General features: G+C 69.9%; 19 protein-coding genes, 1 tRNA gene and 1 pseudogene. 9 read left to right on the top strand and 12 right to left on the bottom strand.

Going from position 1 to position 14,857, the window contains the following annotated elements; all coding sequences use genetic code 11:
* Nucleotides 1–62: 62 nt before the first annotated feature.
* From ADL12_RS05860 to tatA, 5 genes are all read left to right on the top strand, one after another.
* The gene (locus tag ADL12_RS05860; protein WP_062699228.1) at nucleotides 63–329 is read left to right on the top strand and encodes a GlsB/YeaQ/YmgE family stress response membrane protein; all 267 of its coding nucleotides are present in this window, start codon (nucleotides 63–65) and stop codon (nucleotides 327–329) included.
* A gap of 133 nt (nucleotides 330–462) precedes the next feature.
* Nucleotides 463–1,038 carry a TerD family protein gene (locus tag ADL12_RS05855; RefSeq protein ID WP_062699226.1) on the top strand — a complete coding sequence of 192 codons (576 nt, stop codon included), beginning with the start codon at nucleotides 463–465 and terminating at the stop codon, nucleotides 1,036–1,038.
* A 129-nt stretch (nucleotides 1,039–1,167) separates the two neighbouring features.
* On the top strand, nucleotides 1,168–1,827 hold the full coding sequence (locus ADL12_RS05850; protein ID WP_062699224.1) for a hypothetical protein: 660 nt from the start codon (nucleotides 1,168–1,170) through the stop codon (nucleotides 1,825–1,827).
* 60 nt (nucleotides 1,828–1,887) lie between these two features.
* Nucleotides 1,888–2,472 (top strand): TerD family protein, encoded by a 585-nt coding sequence (locus tag ADL12_RS05845; RefSeq protein WP_062699222.1) that lies wholly within the window; start codon nucleotides 1,888–1,890, stop codon nucleotides 2,470–2,472.
* Between the two features lie 169 nt (nucleotides 2,473–2,641).
* Nucleotides 2,642–2,923: a Sec-independent protein translocase subunit TatA gene (gene tatA / locus ADL12_RS05840; protein ID WP_062699220.1), complete on the top strand. Its 282-nt coding sequence runs from the start codon at nucleotides 2,642–2,644 to the stop codon at nucleotides 2,921–2,923.
* A gap of 86 nt (nucleotides 2,924–3,009) precedes the next feature.
* On the opposite strand, the gene ADL12_RS05835 is transcribed toward tatA, so the two are convergent.
* A complete protein-coding gene (locus ADL12_RS05835; protein WP_244187786.1) occupies nucleotides 3,010–3,861 on the bottom strand; it encodes a universal stress protein in 852 nt (283 codons plus the stop codon).
* Nucleotides 3,862–4,203: 342 nt separating this feature from the next.
* Between ADL12_RS05835 and ADL12_RS05830 the strand changes: the two genes are divergently transcribed.
* Together ADL12_RS05830 and ADL12_RS05825 are read left to right on the top strand one after the other, a co-directional pair.
* A complete protein-coding gene (locus tag ADL12_RS05830) occupies nucleotides 4,204–4,944 on the top strand; it encodes a VC0807 family protein (protein ID WP_341846342.1) in 741 nt (246 codons plus the stop codon).
* A gap of 151 nt (nucleotides 4,945–5,095) precedes the next feature.
* Nucleotides 5,096–5,611, top strand: a complete 516-nt coding sequence (locus ADL12_RS05825) for a DinB family protein (RefSeq protein ID WP_062699216.1) — start codon at nucleotides 5,096–5,098, stop codon at nucleotides 5,609–5,611.
* Between the two features lie 14 nt (nucleotides 5,612–5,625).
* On the opposite strand, the pseudogene ADL12_RS05820 reads toward ADL12_RS05825, so the two are convergent.
* The 3 genes and pseudogenes from ADL12_RS05820 to ADL12_RS05810 all read right to left on the bottom strand — a co-directional run.
* Nucleotides 5,626–6,147 (bottom strand): annotated as a pseudogene (locus ADL12_RS05820) (IS5 family transposase); the annotation flags it as partial.
* A gap of 307 nt (nucleotides 6,148–6,454) precedes the next feature.
* Nucleotides 6,455–6,622 carry a hypothetical protein gene (locus tag ADL12_RS53735; RefSeq protein ID WP_159053087.1) on the bottom strand — a complete coding sequence of 56 codons (168 nt, stop codon included), beginning with the start codon at nucleotides 6,620–6,622 and terminating at the stop codon, nucleotides 6,455–6,457.
* 236 nt (nucleotides 6,623–6,858) lie between these two features.
* Nucleotides 6,859–7,698, bottom strand: coding sequence for an RHS repeat-associated core domain-containing protein (locus ADL12_RS05810; protein WP_062699209.1), 840 nt, complete (start codon nucleotides 7,696–7,698; stop codon nucleotides 6,859–6,861).
* A gap of 27 nt (nucleotides 7,699–7,725) precedes the next feature.
* On the opposite strand from ADL12_RS05810, the gene ADL12_RS56120 reads away from it, so the two are divergent.
* Nucleotides 7,726–8,055: a hypothetical protein gene (locus tag ADL12_RS56120; RefSeq protein ID WP_244187785.1), complete on the top strand. Its 330-nt coding sequence runs from the start codon at nucleotides 7,726–7,728 to the stop codon at nucleotides 8,053–8,055.
* On the top strand, nucleotides 7,944–8,873 hold the full coding sequence (locus tag ADL12_RS49685) for a tyrosine-type recombinase/integrase (protein WP_341846341.1): 930 nt from the start codon (nucleotides 7,944–7,946) through the stop codon (nucleotides 8,871–8,873). Before ADL12_RS56120 ends, ADL12_RS49685 begins: the two co-directional genes overlap by 112 nt.
* Here the strand turns inward: ADL12_RS49685 and ADL12_RS05800 are convergent.
* The 8 genes from ADL12_RS05800 to ADL12_RS05765 all read right to left on the bottom strand — a co-directional run bounded on the left by ADL12_RS05800 (nucleotide 8,836) and on the right by ADL12_RS05765 (nucleotide 14,844).
* Nucleotides 8,836–8,912: transfer RNA gene (locus ADL12_RS05800), tRNA-Pro, on the bottom strand. The genes ADL12_RS49685 and ADL12_RS05800 overlap by 38 nt on opposite strands.
* 141 nt (nucleotides 8,913–9,053) lie before the next feature.
* The gene (locus tag ADL12_RS05795) at nucleotides 9,054–9,413 is read right to left on the bottom strand and encodes an MmcQ/YjbR family DNA-binding protein (RefSeq protein ID WP_062699205.1); all 360 of its coding nucleotides are present in this window, start codon (nucleotides 9,411–9,413) and stop codon (nucleotides 9,054–9,056) included.
* 145 nt (nucleotides 9,414–9,558) lie between these two features.
* Nucleotides 9,559–10,071: a GNAT family N-acetyltransferase gene (locus ADL12_RS05790; protein WP_062699203.1), complete on the bottom strand. Its 513-nt coding sequence runs from the start codon at nucleotides 10,069–10,071 to the stop codon at nucleotides 9,559–9,561.
* Nucleotides 10,068–10,655, bottom strand: coding sequence for a helix-turn-helix domain-containing protein (locus tag ADL12_RS05785; protein WP_062699201.1), 588 nt, complete (start codon nucleotides 10,653–10,655; stop codon nucleotides 10,068–10,070). The genes ADL12_RS05790 and ADL12_RS05785 overlap by 4 nt, the downstream gene beginning before the upstream one ends.
* 46 nt (nucleotides 10,656–10,701) lie before the next feature.
* Nucleotides 10,702–11,604: a LysR family transcriptional regulator gene (locus tag ADL12_RS05780; protein ID WP_062699199.1), complete on the bottom strand. Its 903-nt coding sequence runs from the start codon at nucleotides 11,602–11,604 to the stop codon at nucleotides 10,702–10,704.
* A gap of 38 nt (nucleotides 11,605–11,642) precedes the next feature.
* On the bottom strand, nucleotides 11,643–12,836 hold the full coding sequence (locus ADL12_RS05775; protein WP_062699197.1) for a glycine C-acetyltransferase: 1,194 nt from the start codon (nucleotides 12,834–12,836) through the stop codon (nucleotides 11,643–11,645).
* Nucleotides 12,837–12,884: 48 nt separating this feature from the next.
* Nucleotides 12,885–13,913, bottom strand: coding sequence for an L-threonine 3-dehydrogenase (gene tdh, locus ADL12_RS05770; protein WP_062699195.1), 1,029 nt, complete (start codon nucleotides 13,911–13,913; stop codon nucleotides 12,885–12,887).
* A 355-nt stretch (nucleotides 13,914–14,268) separates the two neighbouring features.
* Entirely contained in the window at nucleotides 14,269–14,844 is a 576-nt protein-coding gene (locus tag ADL12_RS05765) for a GAF domain-containing protein (RefSeq protein ID WP_062699192.1), read from the bottom strand.
* Nucleotides 14,845–14,857 lie beyond the last annotated feature (13 nt).

The following is a 14,857-nucleotide window of genomic DNA, read 5'->3' as shown; positions in this document are numbered from 1 at the left end:
GAAGATAAGCTGCCCGGACACGTCCACCACAGGCAAGGATCGCCGGAAGGGGCACGGAAGACATGGGTGTCATCGCATGGCTGGCACTGGGACTTCTCGCAGGAGCGATCGCCAAGGCGATCCTGCCCGGACGCGACCCGGGCGGCTGCATCGGCACGACCGTCATCGGCATCGCCGGAGCCTTCGTAGGCGGCTGGCTCTCGGCGGAATTCCTCGACCGGCCGGTCCAGCGGGAGTTCTTCGACGCCGCGACCTGGGGCTCGGCGATCGCGGGTGCACTTGTGCTGCTGATCATCTTCCGCCTCCTGTTCGGTAACTCCCGGGACTGAACGACCCCTTCGAAGTGACCGCATCGGACCACCCGCCCGCGTGCCACCCTTCAACATCTTCTACAGGTGTGTAGATTGTTGGTCCGGGTCCGTGCCGCGGGCCTTGACCACACATGCCAAGGAGGAGTTCGCAGTGGGAGTTTCCCTGTCCAAGGGCGGCAACGTCTCGCTCAGCAAGGAGGCACCGGGCCTGACCGCCGTCCTGGTCGGCCTGGGCTGGGACGTGCGCACCACCACCGGCACCGACTACGACCTCGACGCCTCCGCCCTCCTGTGCGACGCGTCCGGCAAGGTCCTGTCCGACCGGCACTTCGTCTTCTACAACAACCTCACCAGCCCGGACGGTTCGGTCGAGCACACCGGCGACAACCTCACCGGCGAGGGCGAGGGCGACGACGAGGTCGTCAAGGTCAATCTCGCGGCCGTGCCCGCCGAGGTCGACAAGATCGTGTTCCCGGTGTCCATCCACGACGCCGAGGGCCGTGGGCAGAGCTTCGGCCAAGTCCGCAACGCCTTCATCCGCGTCGTCAACCAGGCCGGCGGCGCCGAACTCGCCCGCTACGACCTGTCCGAGGACGCCTCCACCGAGACCGCGATGGTCTTCGGCGAGCTGTACCGGGGCGGCGCGGAGTGGAAGTTCCGCGCCGTCGGCCAGGGCTACGCCTCCGGCCTGGCCGGGATCGCCTCGGACTTCGGCGTCAACGTCTGAATTCGCACGGGCCACGCCGTCGGGCCCGCCGCTGAGGAGCAGGCCCGGCGGCCACCTTCCGCAGGGCGGCTGTCCGTCGATGCCGACGCACCGCCCTTCCGTCCCGTCCCGTCAGGAGAGCGAGACCACGTGACCGGCCCGCCCCGCCTGCACCCGGAGGACCGAGCAGACTTCCAAGCGGTGCTGCACCTGGCGCTGAGCACCCCTGACATCCGCAGTGCACTGAACGCCGACCCCACCGGCCAGGCCGCCAACCGCCTGCGCACCACGGCGCTCAAGGCCGCCGACGAGATCACGGCGGCGGCCTCGGACGAATACCAGGAGTACGTCGCCGTGCGCACGGCCGCCCGGCGCAGCCCGCGCCGCCCAGCCGCCGACGGCACCCTGCTGCCCGCCCTCATGGTGCTCACGCCGCCCGTGTCCGCCACGTCCGCCGCGGTCCTGCTCGTCCTGGGCTACCTGCTCCAACTGGCCGATGTACAGGGCACGCTGCCCGGCTCGCTCGTCACCGCCGGCTGGGTACTCGCGCTCGTCGCGGCGGCCGGCACGCTCATCGCCCTCGCCGCGCTGCTGCACACCGCGATACGCCGACGCGGCGGCGCGCCGCACGCCGACCGGCTGGAGCAGACACGCCTGAACTGGCAGCAGGCCCTGCTGGACCGCGGCATGCTGCCCCACCTGCGTCAGTACATCCGGCAGGATCCGCTCCTGGGCCCCGCGCCGCCCGAGCAGCCGCCCCCCGGCGCCCCGCCCGCCGACCCCAACGGCGCCTCCTCGCACACTCATTAGCCCGCACCCCACAGCGCCGCCGCATCCGACGCCCGCACACCCGAAGGAGAAGCACCCCTGATGTCGGTCAACTTGAGCAAGGGCCAGCAGATCAGCCTCAGCAAATCCGACGGCAGCGCCCTGACTGCCGTCCGCATGGACCTGGGCTGGGAGGCCGCACCCCGCAAAGGCCTCCTCGCCAAGCTCACCGGCCCACGCGAGATCGACCTGGACGCCTCCGCCGTACTGTTCGCCTCGGGACAGATCGCGGACGTCGTCTTCTTCCAGCACCTGACCAGCGACGACGGCTCCATCCGGCACACCGGGGACAACCTCACCGGCGGGGCCGGTGCCGGAGGCGACGACGAGAGCATCCTCGTCGACCTGGCCCGCGTTCCCGCCCACGTCGACCAGATCGTCTTCACCGTCAACTCCTTCACCGGCCAGACCTTCACCGAGGTACAGAACGCCTTCTGCCGCCTGGTCGACGAGACCACCGGAGCCGAACTCGCCCGCTACACCCTCACCGGCGGCGGCCACCACACCGCCCAGATCATGGCCAAGGTCCACCGCACCGGCGGCACCTGGCAGATGAAGGCCATCGGCGAGCCCGCCACCGGCCGCACCTTCCAGGACCTGCTGCCCTCCATCGCGCCCCACCTGTAGCCACCGGCCGACCCCCGGGTACAAGTCCGGTCGCTCGCCGCTCTGCGCACCCGGCGCCTGCCGCCTCAGGGGCAGCCCACCAGAGCCCGAGACGCCACCGTCGCCACCCCGACTCCCCGTTTACGCTCGCGCCGTACCCGGCCCGGGCCAACCAGAAGGCAGAACCCGCATGTTCGGACTGAGCGAACTCGCGATCCTCCTCATCGTCGTCATAGTCATCCTCGGCGCCAAGCGCCTCCCCGACCTCGCCCGCTCCGCCGGCAAGTCGGCTCGCATCCTCAAGGCCGAGGCCAAGGCAATGAAGGAGGAACAGGCCGCGGCCACTCAGCAGGCGGAAGAGGCGGCTCCCCGCGTCATCGAGGGCGAGATCATCACCCCCGGCACCGGCATCACGACTGACCCCGCCCGGCACTCCGTACCTCACGCCCGGACGCCGGGTCCCGGGCAGTAATCACCGCAAGGCTGAAGGGACCCGGCCACGGCCGGGACCCAACAGCCAGGGCGCGCCGGTCGGCTCCGGCGGGGTGGGGATCACGGCTACTGGACGGTGAGCATGATGACGTACCGCTTGGCCCACACGCCGGGCGGGAGCCCGAAGTGCCAGGGGGCCGCGTCGAGATGAGGAGCGGGCCTGCTGAGTCCGGGCGGACGATCACGCCGGGGTACTCCTTGGCAACGCCGTCCAATGCCTCGTCGAGCAGAGCCGCGGCGTGGTCCTCCTCGGCCATGGGCGGGCTCCCCGGTCAGCAGCGGATGCGGTGCAGTCCTGTGCGCCGGGCGACGCCAGGCCCGTACGGCCTCGACCTCGCACCCGCGCACCGCGCCCTCCCGGAGGGCATACCGGACTGCGGCCGGAGCTGTGGCACCGCCGACTCCCAGAACTATGCGGCCGTTGGTGGCATGTCTGTTCTCCACCCGGCCGCGCACGACGACGACCGGACAGGGGGCCCGGGCCGCGAGGGAGAGGCTGACCGAGCCGAGCAGGAGTTCCCTGATCGGGCCCCTGCCTCGTACCCCGGTCACGACGGCATCGGCGAGACGCGCCTCGCCCAGCAGGGCCGCCACGGGATCCTCCGGCACCACGCCGGTACTGATCTCCAGCTCTGGCGCGTGCTGCCGGGCACGCTGGGCCGCTCGCGCCACGACACTCTCGGCGAGGTCGTGCTCGGTCACCACATCCGACACGGCGCCGGGAGTGTCCGCCAGGGCCGCACCCTCGTACCGCTCCCACAGCGAGGCGTGCACGATCCGCAGCGGGAGACCGTGACGGGCCGCCTCGTCCACGGCCCAGTCGACGGCGTGGAGGTTGGGCTCCGAGCCATCGACGCCCACAACCAACGGCAGCGCCATGGTTCCCACCGCCTTCAGCGCGCCGGGATGCCCTCTCAATTCTCCCTCCGCTCGCCCGGCGATGCCCGTACAAACCGTCCGGCCGGGCGCAGTCGGGAACGCTGGAATCCGGGTGTAGTGAGCAGTGGGGTGTCGGTATGTGGTGAGCAATCGGCCCTTCTTCCTCGTCGAGACGACCCGCTGGTGTGCGGTGAGCGGCAGGTCCCGGAGGGCCAGACGATGGGGTGACAGCCGTTGACTGCGCACAGCACATGTGATCGCTCTCGGAATCGAGCGCTCCGTCCAGAAATGGTGATCATTTGGCATGTGGGCCCTGTACTCGCTCTACGCGCCTGCCCTACGTTCTTCGTACCGTATTCACCAGGCACTTTCAGGGGGACCGTGCCCATTCAGGACGCCACGCAGGTCACTCGAAACGCATCGCACGCGCAGGCAGCGCAGACCGATGGACGCTTGATGCCGCCCGCCCGGTCCAAGAGCGCCGCCGTCGGCGGCTGGGTCGTCACCATCGCCTTGAATGTCGTCGCTCCGATCATCACGTACAACGCGCTCCGTGATCACGGCTGGAGTGAGTTCGCCGCGCTGCTGGCGAGCGGTGTCTGGCCCGTGCTCGACAACGCCGTGCACCTGCTGTGGCGGCGCCGCCTCGACGAATTCGCCGTCGTCACCCTGGTATTCCTCACGATCACGGCAGTGGTGCCGTTCGTCGGCGGGCACTCGGCGCGCGCTCTGCTGGTCAAGGACTCGGGTGTCACTGGACTGTTCGGCGTGCTGTGTCTGGCGACGCTGCTGGCGCCGCGCCCGCTGATGTTCTATTTCGGCCGCAAGTTCGCCACCGACGGCTCCGCCGGGAGCATTGCATGGTGGAACAGCCTGTGGCAGTTCGAGGGCTTCCGGAAGACCATGGCGACGATGACGGCGGTCTGGGGTGTGGCCTATTGCCTGGAGGCCATGGTCCGGATCGGGCTGGCGTACACGCTGAGCACCGACACGATGGTGATCCTGAGCCCGATCCTGGTCTACGGCGTGTTCGGCGCTCTCGCCGCCTGGACGGCCATGTATGGCAAGCGGGCTCAGCGCAAGGGCGAGGAGAGTGCCGCCGCAGCCTCCGCCCAGGACTGACTGGCCGATCGCTCCCGACAGCAACCATTGCCAGGGCCTGTCCGGCGGATCTTGCCGGGCCGGCGTGCCCAAGGCGGATGAGGCAGTTCTCGACGGGGTCCCGCTCATTAATCACTCGACCGCCCGTCCGACCTGCGGGAAACTCCCCGCGATGACTCAACGAACCGATACGCCTCCCACCTGGGACGAGCGCACGCAGCTGATCACGTTCCTGGACTACGCCCGTGACACGGCGCGAGCCAAGTGCGAGGGCGTGTCCGCACAAGACGCCCGCAGGGCCCCGCTCCCGAACTCACCGCTGATGACCCTGTGCGGGTTGATCAGCCATCTGCGGTGGGTCGAGTATCACTGGGTCCAAGTGATGTTCCTGGGGGAGGAACCAGCGGGTCCGCTCACGCAGGCGAGTGACGACGACCCCGACCCCGAGATGCGGACAGCTGTCGACATCCCGTTGGCCCAGCTTCTGGCCGAATATGAGGAGCAGAGCGACCGCTACCGTCGCCTGCTGTCCGGCCACGACTTGAACTCAAGGGCCGAGCGACCCATCAGCGACGGCCGCCACGTGGACCTCCGCTGGGTGATCCTCCACCTCATCGAAGAGATCTCCCGACACAACGGGCATCTCGACATCGTGCGAGAGCTCGTCGACGGACGGACCGGCGTCTAGGCCCCTTCGGCTGGTCACAAGCGGAGCCAGAGTCTGATCGAAGCGACGGTGACGGTGCCGTGGAAGACGTAGGCACGCTTGTCGAACCTCGTGGCCACAGCCCGGAAGTTCTTGAGGGCATTGGTCGTTCGCTCAACTTCGTTCCTCCTCTTGTAGATCGTCTTGTCGAAGCCGGTGGGCCGGCCGCCCTCGCTGCCCCGGCGCTGGCGGTTGGCCCGCTGGTTCCTGAGTTCGGGGATAGTGTGCTTGATCTGGCGTCGTCGCAGGTAGCGGCGGTTGCGGCGGGAGGAATACGCCTTGTCGCCGCCGAGATGGCCCGGCCGGGTGCGCGGACGCCCGCCATCGAGACGGGCAACTCGGATGTGTTCCATTACGGGGATGAGTTGCGGGGCGTCGCCCCACTGGCCCGGCGTGATCAGCAAGGCCAGCGGGCGGCGTCCGCCTTCACCGGCGAGGTGGATCTTGCAAGTGAGGCCGCCCCGGGAGCGCTGGTGGCCTTCTGGTGCACCGGCGCTGCGGTGCTCAGCGTGGCGCCGCTCGTGCCGATCGGCAGCGTCATCCTGAGCGGCGGCGGTAAGTCGGTCTCCATCTGGGGGCTGGCGGTCTTCGCGCTCTACGGGATGGCCGTCGTGATCGTGGGGCCTACCCGTTCGAGAAAATCAAGCATCTCGACGGCGACTGAACCACAGCACCAACGCCGTGCCCAGCCCTCGGGGCCGGATGGCGTCCGTCCCCGAGGGCTTCTCGCTCGGTCCGGCTGCCGGGCCGAGGTGACACGGCCAGGGGCGGGCGTTCGAGCACCCGCCCCTGGCCACGATCTCCGTCAATGCCGGATGCGGCGGGTCAGCCGGCTCGCCGCTCGACGCCCCAGGCCAGCAGCGCCGCGCCGGTGGCGATCCAGAAGCCCGGTGCGCCCGCCTGTGCGCCCTCCAGGAGGGTCATCGCCGTCGCGATGACCGCCACGGTGGCCGCGGTGGCAATGAGCAGCAGGGACGCCGCTTTTCTTCTCATCTCGCCCTTTCTCGTTCCTTGTTGATCGGCGGGAAACCGCAGCATCGGCCCCGCCACGGGTAGGCGTACGTGCCCCAGGGGTAGCTGGGGAATCCGGTGTTTGACGCGTGCCCCGCCCCGAATCGTCAGGCATTGGCCCCGGTTACGGGCGTTCGTGGCGAGGAGCTGGATCGTGCCCAGGATGACCTCGATCGCAACCGTGACGGCCGCGATCGCCGGCGCGGCGGGGAGGAAGATCACCCCTCGAAGAAGCCGATCGCACCGGTGATGATGTAGAGGTACCAGCCGTAGTCCGCGATCCGCCCTGTCCAACGCTTACTCAGGGTGGCCGTGACACGGATCCTCGACGAGCCGCTCCACCACGAGCTCGGCGACCAGTACTCACCGGTCAGCCTGCCCCACGAGTAGTACCAGGTCCGCTTCTTGTACCAGCGGCCGTCCAGGTCAAGGTGGTTGACCGGGTTGGCCCCGGCGTACTCGTAGGCGTTGCGGCTGCCGCCGAAGGCCGGGTCCGTCGACAGGAAACGGCCGGTCTCCGGGTTGTACAGGCGAACACCCATCAGCAGGGCGCCGGTCGCCGTCTCCGCCGAACGTTGCTCAGCACCGAGCCACCCGTACCGGACGGCCTCGGTCCCGACGCGCCGGTTGCCGTACTCGTCGGCACTCAGCGCGGTCGGCGCGACCGACGTGTCGAGCGGCAGCAGCAGGTTGACGTCCCCGTGCAGGTTGGTGAGTTGGAGGATCACGGCGCCCGATGCCCCCGTAGTCGCCGACAGGCCACCGGCGAGGCCGGCCACTATACGGGCAACGCCACCCGACTGGTCCGTGATCCACCGTGGGCTGTCGGAGACGTCGCCGTAGTGGTTGGTCCGCGAGCCCGTCTGCGTCCAGGTGCCCGAGGCATTGGACTCGGTCGTCCAGCCGCGGAAGCGGCCCGCCGAGTCCAGCATCCAGGTCTGGCGGGAGTCGCCCACCGTCTGCTGCCGGACGAGGTCGTTGGTGTAGTACGCAACCGTCCTCCCGCCGGGCATCGCGGTCGTACGGCCGAACGCGTCGTACGCGTAGCCGCAGGCCATGAGGCGGTTGGCGCTGTCGTGGGTGTGGTGACCGATGTGGCGCCGCCGGTGGTGCAGTCGGCGCCGTTGTCCGCCACCGCCGTGCTCAGCCCGGTGCGGTTGGTGCGCTCGTCGAAGGTGTACGTCCGGGTGGTGCGCACGTTGTCGTACGTGTCCTCGACCCTGGTGAGCCGTCCGATCGCGTCGAAGGTGTGCTCCTGCGACTCGCCCACGCGGGCCCCGCCGGAGTGTGTCGTCCACTCCTCGTGGATGTTCTCCGTGATGGTGTCGGACAACAGGACCGCGCCGTCGGAGTCCCGGGTGTACGTCTTCTGGTGGGGCAGACCGGCCTTCCCTCCGGTCCGGGTCATGGTGTAGCCGCCCGGGAGGGTCTCCTTCACGACCGTGCCGTCGACGTCGTACTGCGCGGTGAAGCTGCCGGCAACCGAGTCGGTCATCGAGGCGGCCGGGCCGCGCGGCTCGGACTCGTGATCGTAGGTGTACGTCACCGTCGACGGGGACGAGTCGGAGACCTTCACCGGCCGGTCGAAGCGGTCGTACTCGGTCGTCGTGACGCCGTTGTCCGCGTCGGTGCAGGAGACACCGAGTTCCCTATCCTCTCGCGGCAGACGCAGCGTAGGGAAGGTGTAGAAGTAGCGACCGATGATCGACCGCTGCGGCCGCACTCCGTCCTCGACCGGCTCCGACAACTGTCCGACGAAGCCGACGTCCCCCCGGTGACCGTTCACGACCTGCGCCACCTGGCCGCCACCCTCACCATCACCGCCGGCGTCCCCCTCACCGTGGTCTCCAAGACCCTGCGCCACTCCACCCTGTCGACCACAGCCAACATCTACAGCCACCTCACCCGGCAAGCTGCCCGCGAAGCCGTCGACACCATCGAGCAGACGCTCACGCGGGCCGAGCAGAATGCCGACCGGCAGGCCCGGCTGAGCAGGCTGCGATCACCACGCGACCACATCCAGCGGCTCCGCGAAGCCCTCAACCGGCACCGCTCCCCCGCCCCGCCCGGCTTCTCCGCCACCGCGAGTTTTCCCCAGATCCGGCCTGCGACCACAGTGCGACCACCAGCCCTCCAGGAACGCGAAAAGCCGCCCTCCCGCAAACGAGAGAACGGCTTCCGACCTGCATCAAAGCTGGTCGGGACGACAGGATTTGAACCTGCGACCCCTTGACCCCCAGTCAAGTGCGCTACCAAGCTGCGCCACGTCCCGGTGCCGTCTGACCTGGGGTTTCCCCTGGCCGAACGCGCATGGAAACAATACCGCACTCGGGTCGGTGGTCGCGCACTCCTTTATCCGGGCATCCGGGAGATCCGCGGCGTCCGGGAGATCCGGGGCGTCCGGGGCGGAGGATCATTTCCCCGTCGGCAGTCCCAACTCGGGGTAGGCGTCCAGCAGGCGCGACGGTGCGGCCTGGCGCCAGGAGTCGGCCAGGATGTCGCGCAGTTCGTCCTCGTCCTCGATCGCGGCGAGCCGGGCCCGCACCCAGGCGAACTGCGCCTCGTGGTCGGCGATCCAGAACTTCTCCGGCTCGGCCAGGACGAGTTCGTTGCGCTCCTCCTTGGGGCAGCGCACCGCGAGGGAGGTCTCGTCCTCGGGCAGCGTGGCGAACATCTTGCCCGCGACCCGGAACGTGGGCATGCTCCAGGCGATCTTCTCCGTCGTGTCCGGCAGAGACAGGGCGATACGGCGTACGTCTTCGGCATCCGGCATGAGAGGCACGGTAGCCGCCGGCACTGACAATCACCTGGTGAGAGGTGCCCCGGTAGACGTATTCATCGGCCCAACTCGGCTCCGGCGCCCCCTGCCCAGCTCCAACGGCGAGTGTTCCAGGCGGCACCGACAATCGGGCGACCGGTCACAGGTACTTGTAATAGATCGTCGTGGGCCGCAGAACTCCGGCCGGGCTCGCCGCGTAGTCGGGGATCACCCCGGCGCGGGTCCAGCCGGCCGAGTCGTACAGGCGCTCGGCGAGGCTGTCGGTCTCGGTGTCCAGGTGGAGGAGGGTGACTCCCGCGCCGATCGCCGCCTCTTCCGCGGTGGTGAGGAGTGTGCGGCCGAGGCCCTGTCCCCGCGCATCGCGGTGCACCATCAGCTTGACCAGCTCGGCCCGGTGGCGACTGTTCGGCTTGTCGGGGAAGTCGAGGCTGACGGTGCCAACGGTTCGCCCGCCCTCCTGCGCCACCCACACGGCCAGCCGCCCGGCGCCGACGCCGGCCGCGCGCTCCTTCCACCAGGCCATGGCCGCCGTAGGGTCCAAGGGCGCGAGGAAGCCGACGGAGGCACCGCTCTCCACGGTGTCCACCAGCAGGTCGACCAACTCCTCCATCCGGTCCAGCAGTTGCTCTTCGCCCAGTCGCGTCACGATCACGGCAGCACCACCGCCAGCGCATACCGCACCGCTCCGGGCCCCGGGCACCGGAACCGCGTCGGCCCCCACACCCGCATCCGCAGACAGTCCCCGGCACCGAGACGGTGCTCGACTTCCTGAACCGTCACGTCGAGCTCCCCTTCCAGCACCCAGATGTGCTGCTCCAACCCCGGTACGGGCGGCCGGTCGTACGCGATGTCGGCGCCCGCGGTGAGCCGTCCCTCGACGAGTTCGGCGCGCAGCCCGGCGTGCGGCGGCGACACCGACCGCCGTACGAAGCCGGAGGCACGGTCCTCCCACACCGGCTGCTCGGCCGCCCTCACCAACAGCGCGGGCTCGGACTCGACCTCGCTGAGCAGTTGGGACATGGTCCGGCCGTAGACGTGGCACAGCCGGTTCAGCAGCGAGGCGGTGGGGCTGATCTCCGCGCGCTCGGCCCGCGACAGGGTCGAGCGGCTGATACCGGTGCGTTCCGCCAACTCGCCGAGGGACCAGCCGTGCTCGGCCCGCAACTCGGCCAGGCGGGCGCCGAGGCGGGTGTCGACCGTGTCCGGGGCTGCACCATCACCTGCCTTCTGTTTCATATCCGGGACGCTATCCCACATATGAAACAGCGGCGTTACGGCAGGCTCACTCCCCCGCCGCCTCCCCGAGCGCCTCCAGCACCGGCCGGATCAACGGATGCTCCTCGGCACCTCGCCGTACGGCCGCGAAGACCCGGCGCGTGGGCGCGACCCCGTCCACGGGTCGTACGACGACGCCCGTGAGGTCCATGCCGCGCAGCGCCGAGCGCGGTACGAGCGCCACTCCCGCGTCGGCCGAGGCGAGGGCGACGACAGCGCGGAAGTCGTCCGAGGAGTGTTCGAGGCGGGGCTGGAAGCCGGCGTTCTCGCAGGCCAGGACGACCACGTCATGGCAGGGGTTGCCGGGGTACGGGCCGATCCACGGGTCCTTGGCCAGCTCGGCCAGCGGGACCTCGGCCGCATCGGCCAAGCGGTGGCTCACCGGGACGACCGCGTCGAAGGGCTCGGCGTACAGCGGTACGTGGGCCAGGCGCGGGTCGTCGGCTGGCGGCGCCCCCCGGTACTCGACGGCCACCGCGATGTCGACCTGCCGGTCCAGCAGCATCGGCAGGCTGGCGTCGCCCTCGGCGTCCTGGACGCGGATGCGGATGCCGGGGGCTGTCCTGGCGAGGCGGGCCACCGCCGGCGCGACGACCTGGGCGATGCCGGTCGCGAAGGAGGCGACGGTGACCGTGCCGGCCGCGCCCGAGCTGTACGCCGCGAGCTCGGCTTCCGCCCGCTCCAGCTGGGCGAGGACCGCGTTGGTGTGGCTGAGCAGGATCTCGCCGGCCGGGGTCAGCCGTACGCCCTTGGCGCCGCGCTCCACCAGGCGGTGGCCCGTCTCCTGTTCCAGAGCCGTGAGCTGCTGGGAGACCGCCGACGGGGTCAGATACAGCGCGGCGGCAGCCGCCGTGACCGTACGGTGGTCGGCCACCGCACGGAGGATGTGGAGCCGCCGCGCTTCGATCATGAGATCGATTATCGCAATATGTCCGGGCCGGCCGGACGTCAGGCTTCCAGTTCCGCCCGGGCCGCGATGAAGGCGTCGACGGCACGGTTGACGTCGTCCGTCGAGTGCGCGGCGGACAGCTGGACACGGATGCGGGCCTGGCCCTGTGGCACGACCGGGTACGAGAAGCCGATCACGTACACGCCCCGCTCCAGCAGCAGCTCCGCCAGCCGGCCCGCCTTGGCCGCGTCGCCGATCATCACGGGCGCGATGGCGTGCTCGCCGGGGAGGATCTCGAAGCCCTCCTCGGTCATCCGGCGGCGGAACAGCGCGGTGTTCTCGTTCAGCCGCACGCGCAGGTCGTCCGCCGACTCCAGCAGGTCGAGAACCTTGAGCGAGGCCGCCGCGATCACCGGGGCCAGCGTGTTGGAGAAGAGGTACGGCCGCGAGCGCTGGCGCAGCAGGGCGACGATCTCGGCGCGGGCCGCCACGTAGCCGCCGGACGCGCCGCCGAGTGCCTTGCCGAGGGTGCCGGTGATGATGTCGACGCGGTCCATGACGCCGTGCAGCTCGGGCGTGCCGCGGCCGCCGGGGCCGACGAAGCCGACGGCGTGCGAGTCGTCGACCATGACCATGGCGTCGTAGCGGTCGGCGAGGTCGCAGATCTCGCGCAGCGGGGCCACATAGCCGTCCATGGAGAAGACGCCGTCGGTGACGATCAGCCGGCGCCTCGCGGACTGTGCCTCCTTCAACTGGCTTTCCAGATCGGCCAGGTCACGGTTGGCGTAGCGGAAGCGGCGGGCCTTGGACAGGCGGATGCCGTCGATGATCGACGCGTGGTTCAGCGCGTCGGAGATCACCGCGTCCTCGGGGCCGAGCAGCGTCTCGAACACGCCGCCGTTGGCGTCGAAGCAGGAGGAGTACAGGATCGTGTCCTCCTGGCCGAGGAAGGCGGACAGCCGCGCCTCCAGCTCCTTGTGCACCTCCTGCGTGCCGCAGATGAAGCGGACCGAGGCCATGCCGTAGCCCCAGCGATCCAGCGCCTCGTGGGCGGCGGCGATCACCTCGGGGTGGTCGGCGAGGCCGAGGTAGTTGTTGGCACAGAAGTTGAGGACCTCGCCGGGGCGGCCGCCCGCGGTGACGCCGACGGTCGCGGACTGCGGGGTGCCGATCACGCGCTCGGGCTTGTGCAGGCCGGCGGCGCGGATCTCGTCGAGGGTGGCGCGCAGGTCGTCGCGCACGGAGTCGAACATCGGAAAGCTCCTGAAGGTGCTTGCGGTGGAGGGGAGTTACGCGGTGAGTTACGCGGTCCAGTCGAGGATGACCTTGCCGCCGCGGCCGCTCGCCGCGTCGGCGAACGCCGCCTCGAAGTCGCGGTAGCCGTACCGGCCGGTGATCACGGGGGCGAGGTCGAGGCCGCCCTCCAGCAGGACGGACATCGCGTACCAGGTCTCGAACATCTCGCGGCCGTAGATGCCCTTGATGGTGATCATCGAGGTGACGATCCGGGCCCAGTCGACCGGGAACTCCTGCGCGGGCAGGCCGAGCATGGCGATACGGCCGCCGTGCGTCATGTTGGCGATCATGTCGCGCATGGCCTCGGCGCGGCCGGACATCTCCAGGCCGATGTCGAAGCCCTCGCGCAGGCCGAGTTCGCGCTGTCCGTCGGCGATGCTCGACTCCGACACGTTCAGCGCAAGGCTCACGCCGATCTTGCGCGCCAGCTCCAGCCGTTCCTCGCTCACGTCGGTGATCACGACGTTGCGCGCACCCGCGTGCCGGGCCACGGCCGCCGCCATCAGGCCGATCGGACCGGCGCCCGTGATCAGGACGTCCTCGCCGACCAGCGGGAACGACAGCGCGGTGTGCACGGCGTTGCCGAACGGGTCGAAGATCGCGGCGATGTCCAGGTCGACGGGCACGCGGTGCACCCAGACGTTGGCGGCAGGCAGGGCGACGTACTCGGCGAAGGCACCGTCGCGGCCGACGCCGAGGCCGATGGTGGCCCGGCACACGTGGCGCCGTCCGGCGAGGCAGTTGCGGCACTTGCCGCAGACGAGATGGCCCTCGCCGCTCACTCGGTCACCCACGGCGATGTCCGCGACGTCACGGCCGGTCCCCACGACCTCGCCGACGAACTCGTGCCCGACCACGAGCGGGGTGCGGATCGCCTGCTGGGCCCAGCCGTCCCAGGACCGTATGTGCAGATCGGTGCCGCAGATCCCGGTGCGCAGCACCTTGATCAGTACGTCGCCGGGTCCCACGGCGGGTTCCGGAACGTCCGCGAGCCAGAGCCCGGGCTCCGCCTTCTCCTTGACCAGCGCCTTCAACGCTACGGCTCCTGAGGGTGAGTCCCGGCTGCGGGCCGCGGGCATGCCGAGGGAACCCGCAACCGGGGAGAGGGGTGGAATCGCGTAGCAATCTGCCGCACCACGGGGCCCCGGTCCATCGAGGATTTCTTAAGCGGCGCCACAGCTTTCCTTCACGCCCTCCCCTTCACGCCCTCCGCGAGCACTCCCTCGCGCTCGCTGTCCACCCTCGAGGTACGCGATCAGCTCCGGAGCCGACGGCGGCACTTCCCGTACGCCGCCTCCCGTACGCCACGACTCGGTCGCCCCGAACCCGGCCGTCACCGCCGAAGGGGTACGAGCGGTCAATTCCCTTGTCCAGCAAGGCACTCGATGCCTACAACGGCAGTCCGTCCGCCGCCCGGCGCTCCAGCCGTACCACCAGCTCCGCCGCCGACGCCTTGATCGTCTCCAACCCGGCCTTCCCCCACGGCCGCGGCTCCACGTCGGCGACGCACACCGTGCCCAGCGCCATCCCGGTGGAGTCGATCAGCGGGGCGCCCAGGTAGGAGCGGATACCGAACTCGTCGACGATCGGGTTCCCCGCGAACCGCGGATAGTCGCGAACGTCCTCCAGGACCAGCGCCTTGTGTCGGACGACCACATGGGGGCAGAACCCATGGTCGCGCTCCATATGGCGGCCCAGCTGCGGCTTGGTGTCATCGGCTCGCGCAAGGCTCACGGCGTGCCGCACATGCAGGCCGGCGAAGAACTGCACGTCCTCGCCGATGAAGTTGACCATCGCGTACGGCGCCCCGGTGAGTGCGGCGAGATGGTCCGCGAAGACGTCGAGGGCCGGGTCCGCGTGCTCTCCCAGGCCCAGTATCAGCAGTCGTTGTGCGCGGGCAGGGGCCTCCTTGTCCTCGGGGGTGAGCAGTAGGCGAGCGATCGGGCGGGGTGGGCCGTAGCTCATGGGCGGATTCCGT

The sequence above is a fragment of the Streptomyces regalis genome, from assembly GCF_001509475.1.
Classification (GTDB): Bacteria; Actinomycetota; Actinomycetes; order Streptomycetales; family Streptomycetaceae; genus Streptomyces; species Streptomyces regalis.
Note: the sequence above shows the minus strand (reverse complement) of the source record. Positions and strands in the feature narration are given on the sequence as shown.

Coding starts and splice junctions, on each gene's coding strand:
- ADL12_RS05775 (WP_062699197.1), bottom strand. CDS start 12,836: ATGTTCGACTCCGTGCGCGACGACCTGCGCGCCACCCTCGACGAGATC.
- ADL12_RS53735 (WP_159053087.1), bottom strand. CDS start 6,622: ATGAGAAGAAAAGCGGCGTCCCTGCTGCTCATTGCCACCGCGGCCACC.
- ADL12_RS05825 (WP_062699216.1), top strand. CDS start 5,096: ATGACTCAACGAACCGATACGCCTCCCACCTGGGACGAGCGCACGCAG.
- ADL12_RS05860 (WP_062699228.1), top strand. CDS start 63: ATGGGTGTCATCGCATGGCTGGCACTGGGACTTCTCGCAGGAGCGATC.
- ADL12_RS05810 (WP_062699209.1), bottom strand. CDS start 7,698: ATGGCCTGCGGCTACGCGTACGACGCGTTCGGCCGTACGACCGCGATG.
- ADL12_RS05780 (WP_062699199.1), bottom strand. CDS start 11,604: ATGATCGAAGCGCGGCGGCTCCACATCCTCCGTGCGGTGGCCGACCAC.
- tatA (WP_062699220.1), top strand. CDS start 2,642: ATGTTCGGACTGAGCGAACTCGCGATCCTCCTCATCGTCGTCATAGTC.
- ADL12_RS05845 (WP_062699222.1), top strand. CDS start 1,888: ATGTCGGTCAACTTGAGCAAGGGCCAGCAGATCAGCCTCAGCAAATCC.
- ADL12_RS05785 (WP_062699201.1), bottom strand. CDS start 10,655: ATGAAACAGAAGGCAGGTGATGGTGCAGCCCCGGACACGGTCGACACC.
- ADL12_RS05795 (WP_062699205.1), bottom strand. CDS start 9,413: ATGCCGGATGCCGAAGACGTACGCCGTATCGCCCTGTCTCTGCCGGAC.
- ADL12_RS05765 (WP_062699192.1), bottom strand. CDS start 14,844: ATGAGCTACGGCCCACCCCGCCCGATCGCTCGCCTACTGCTCACCCCC.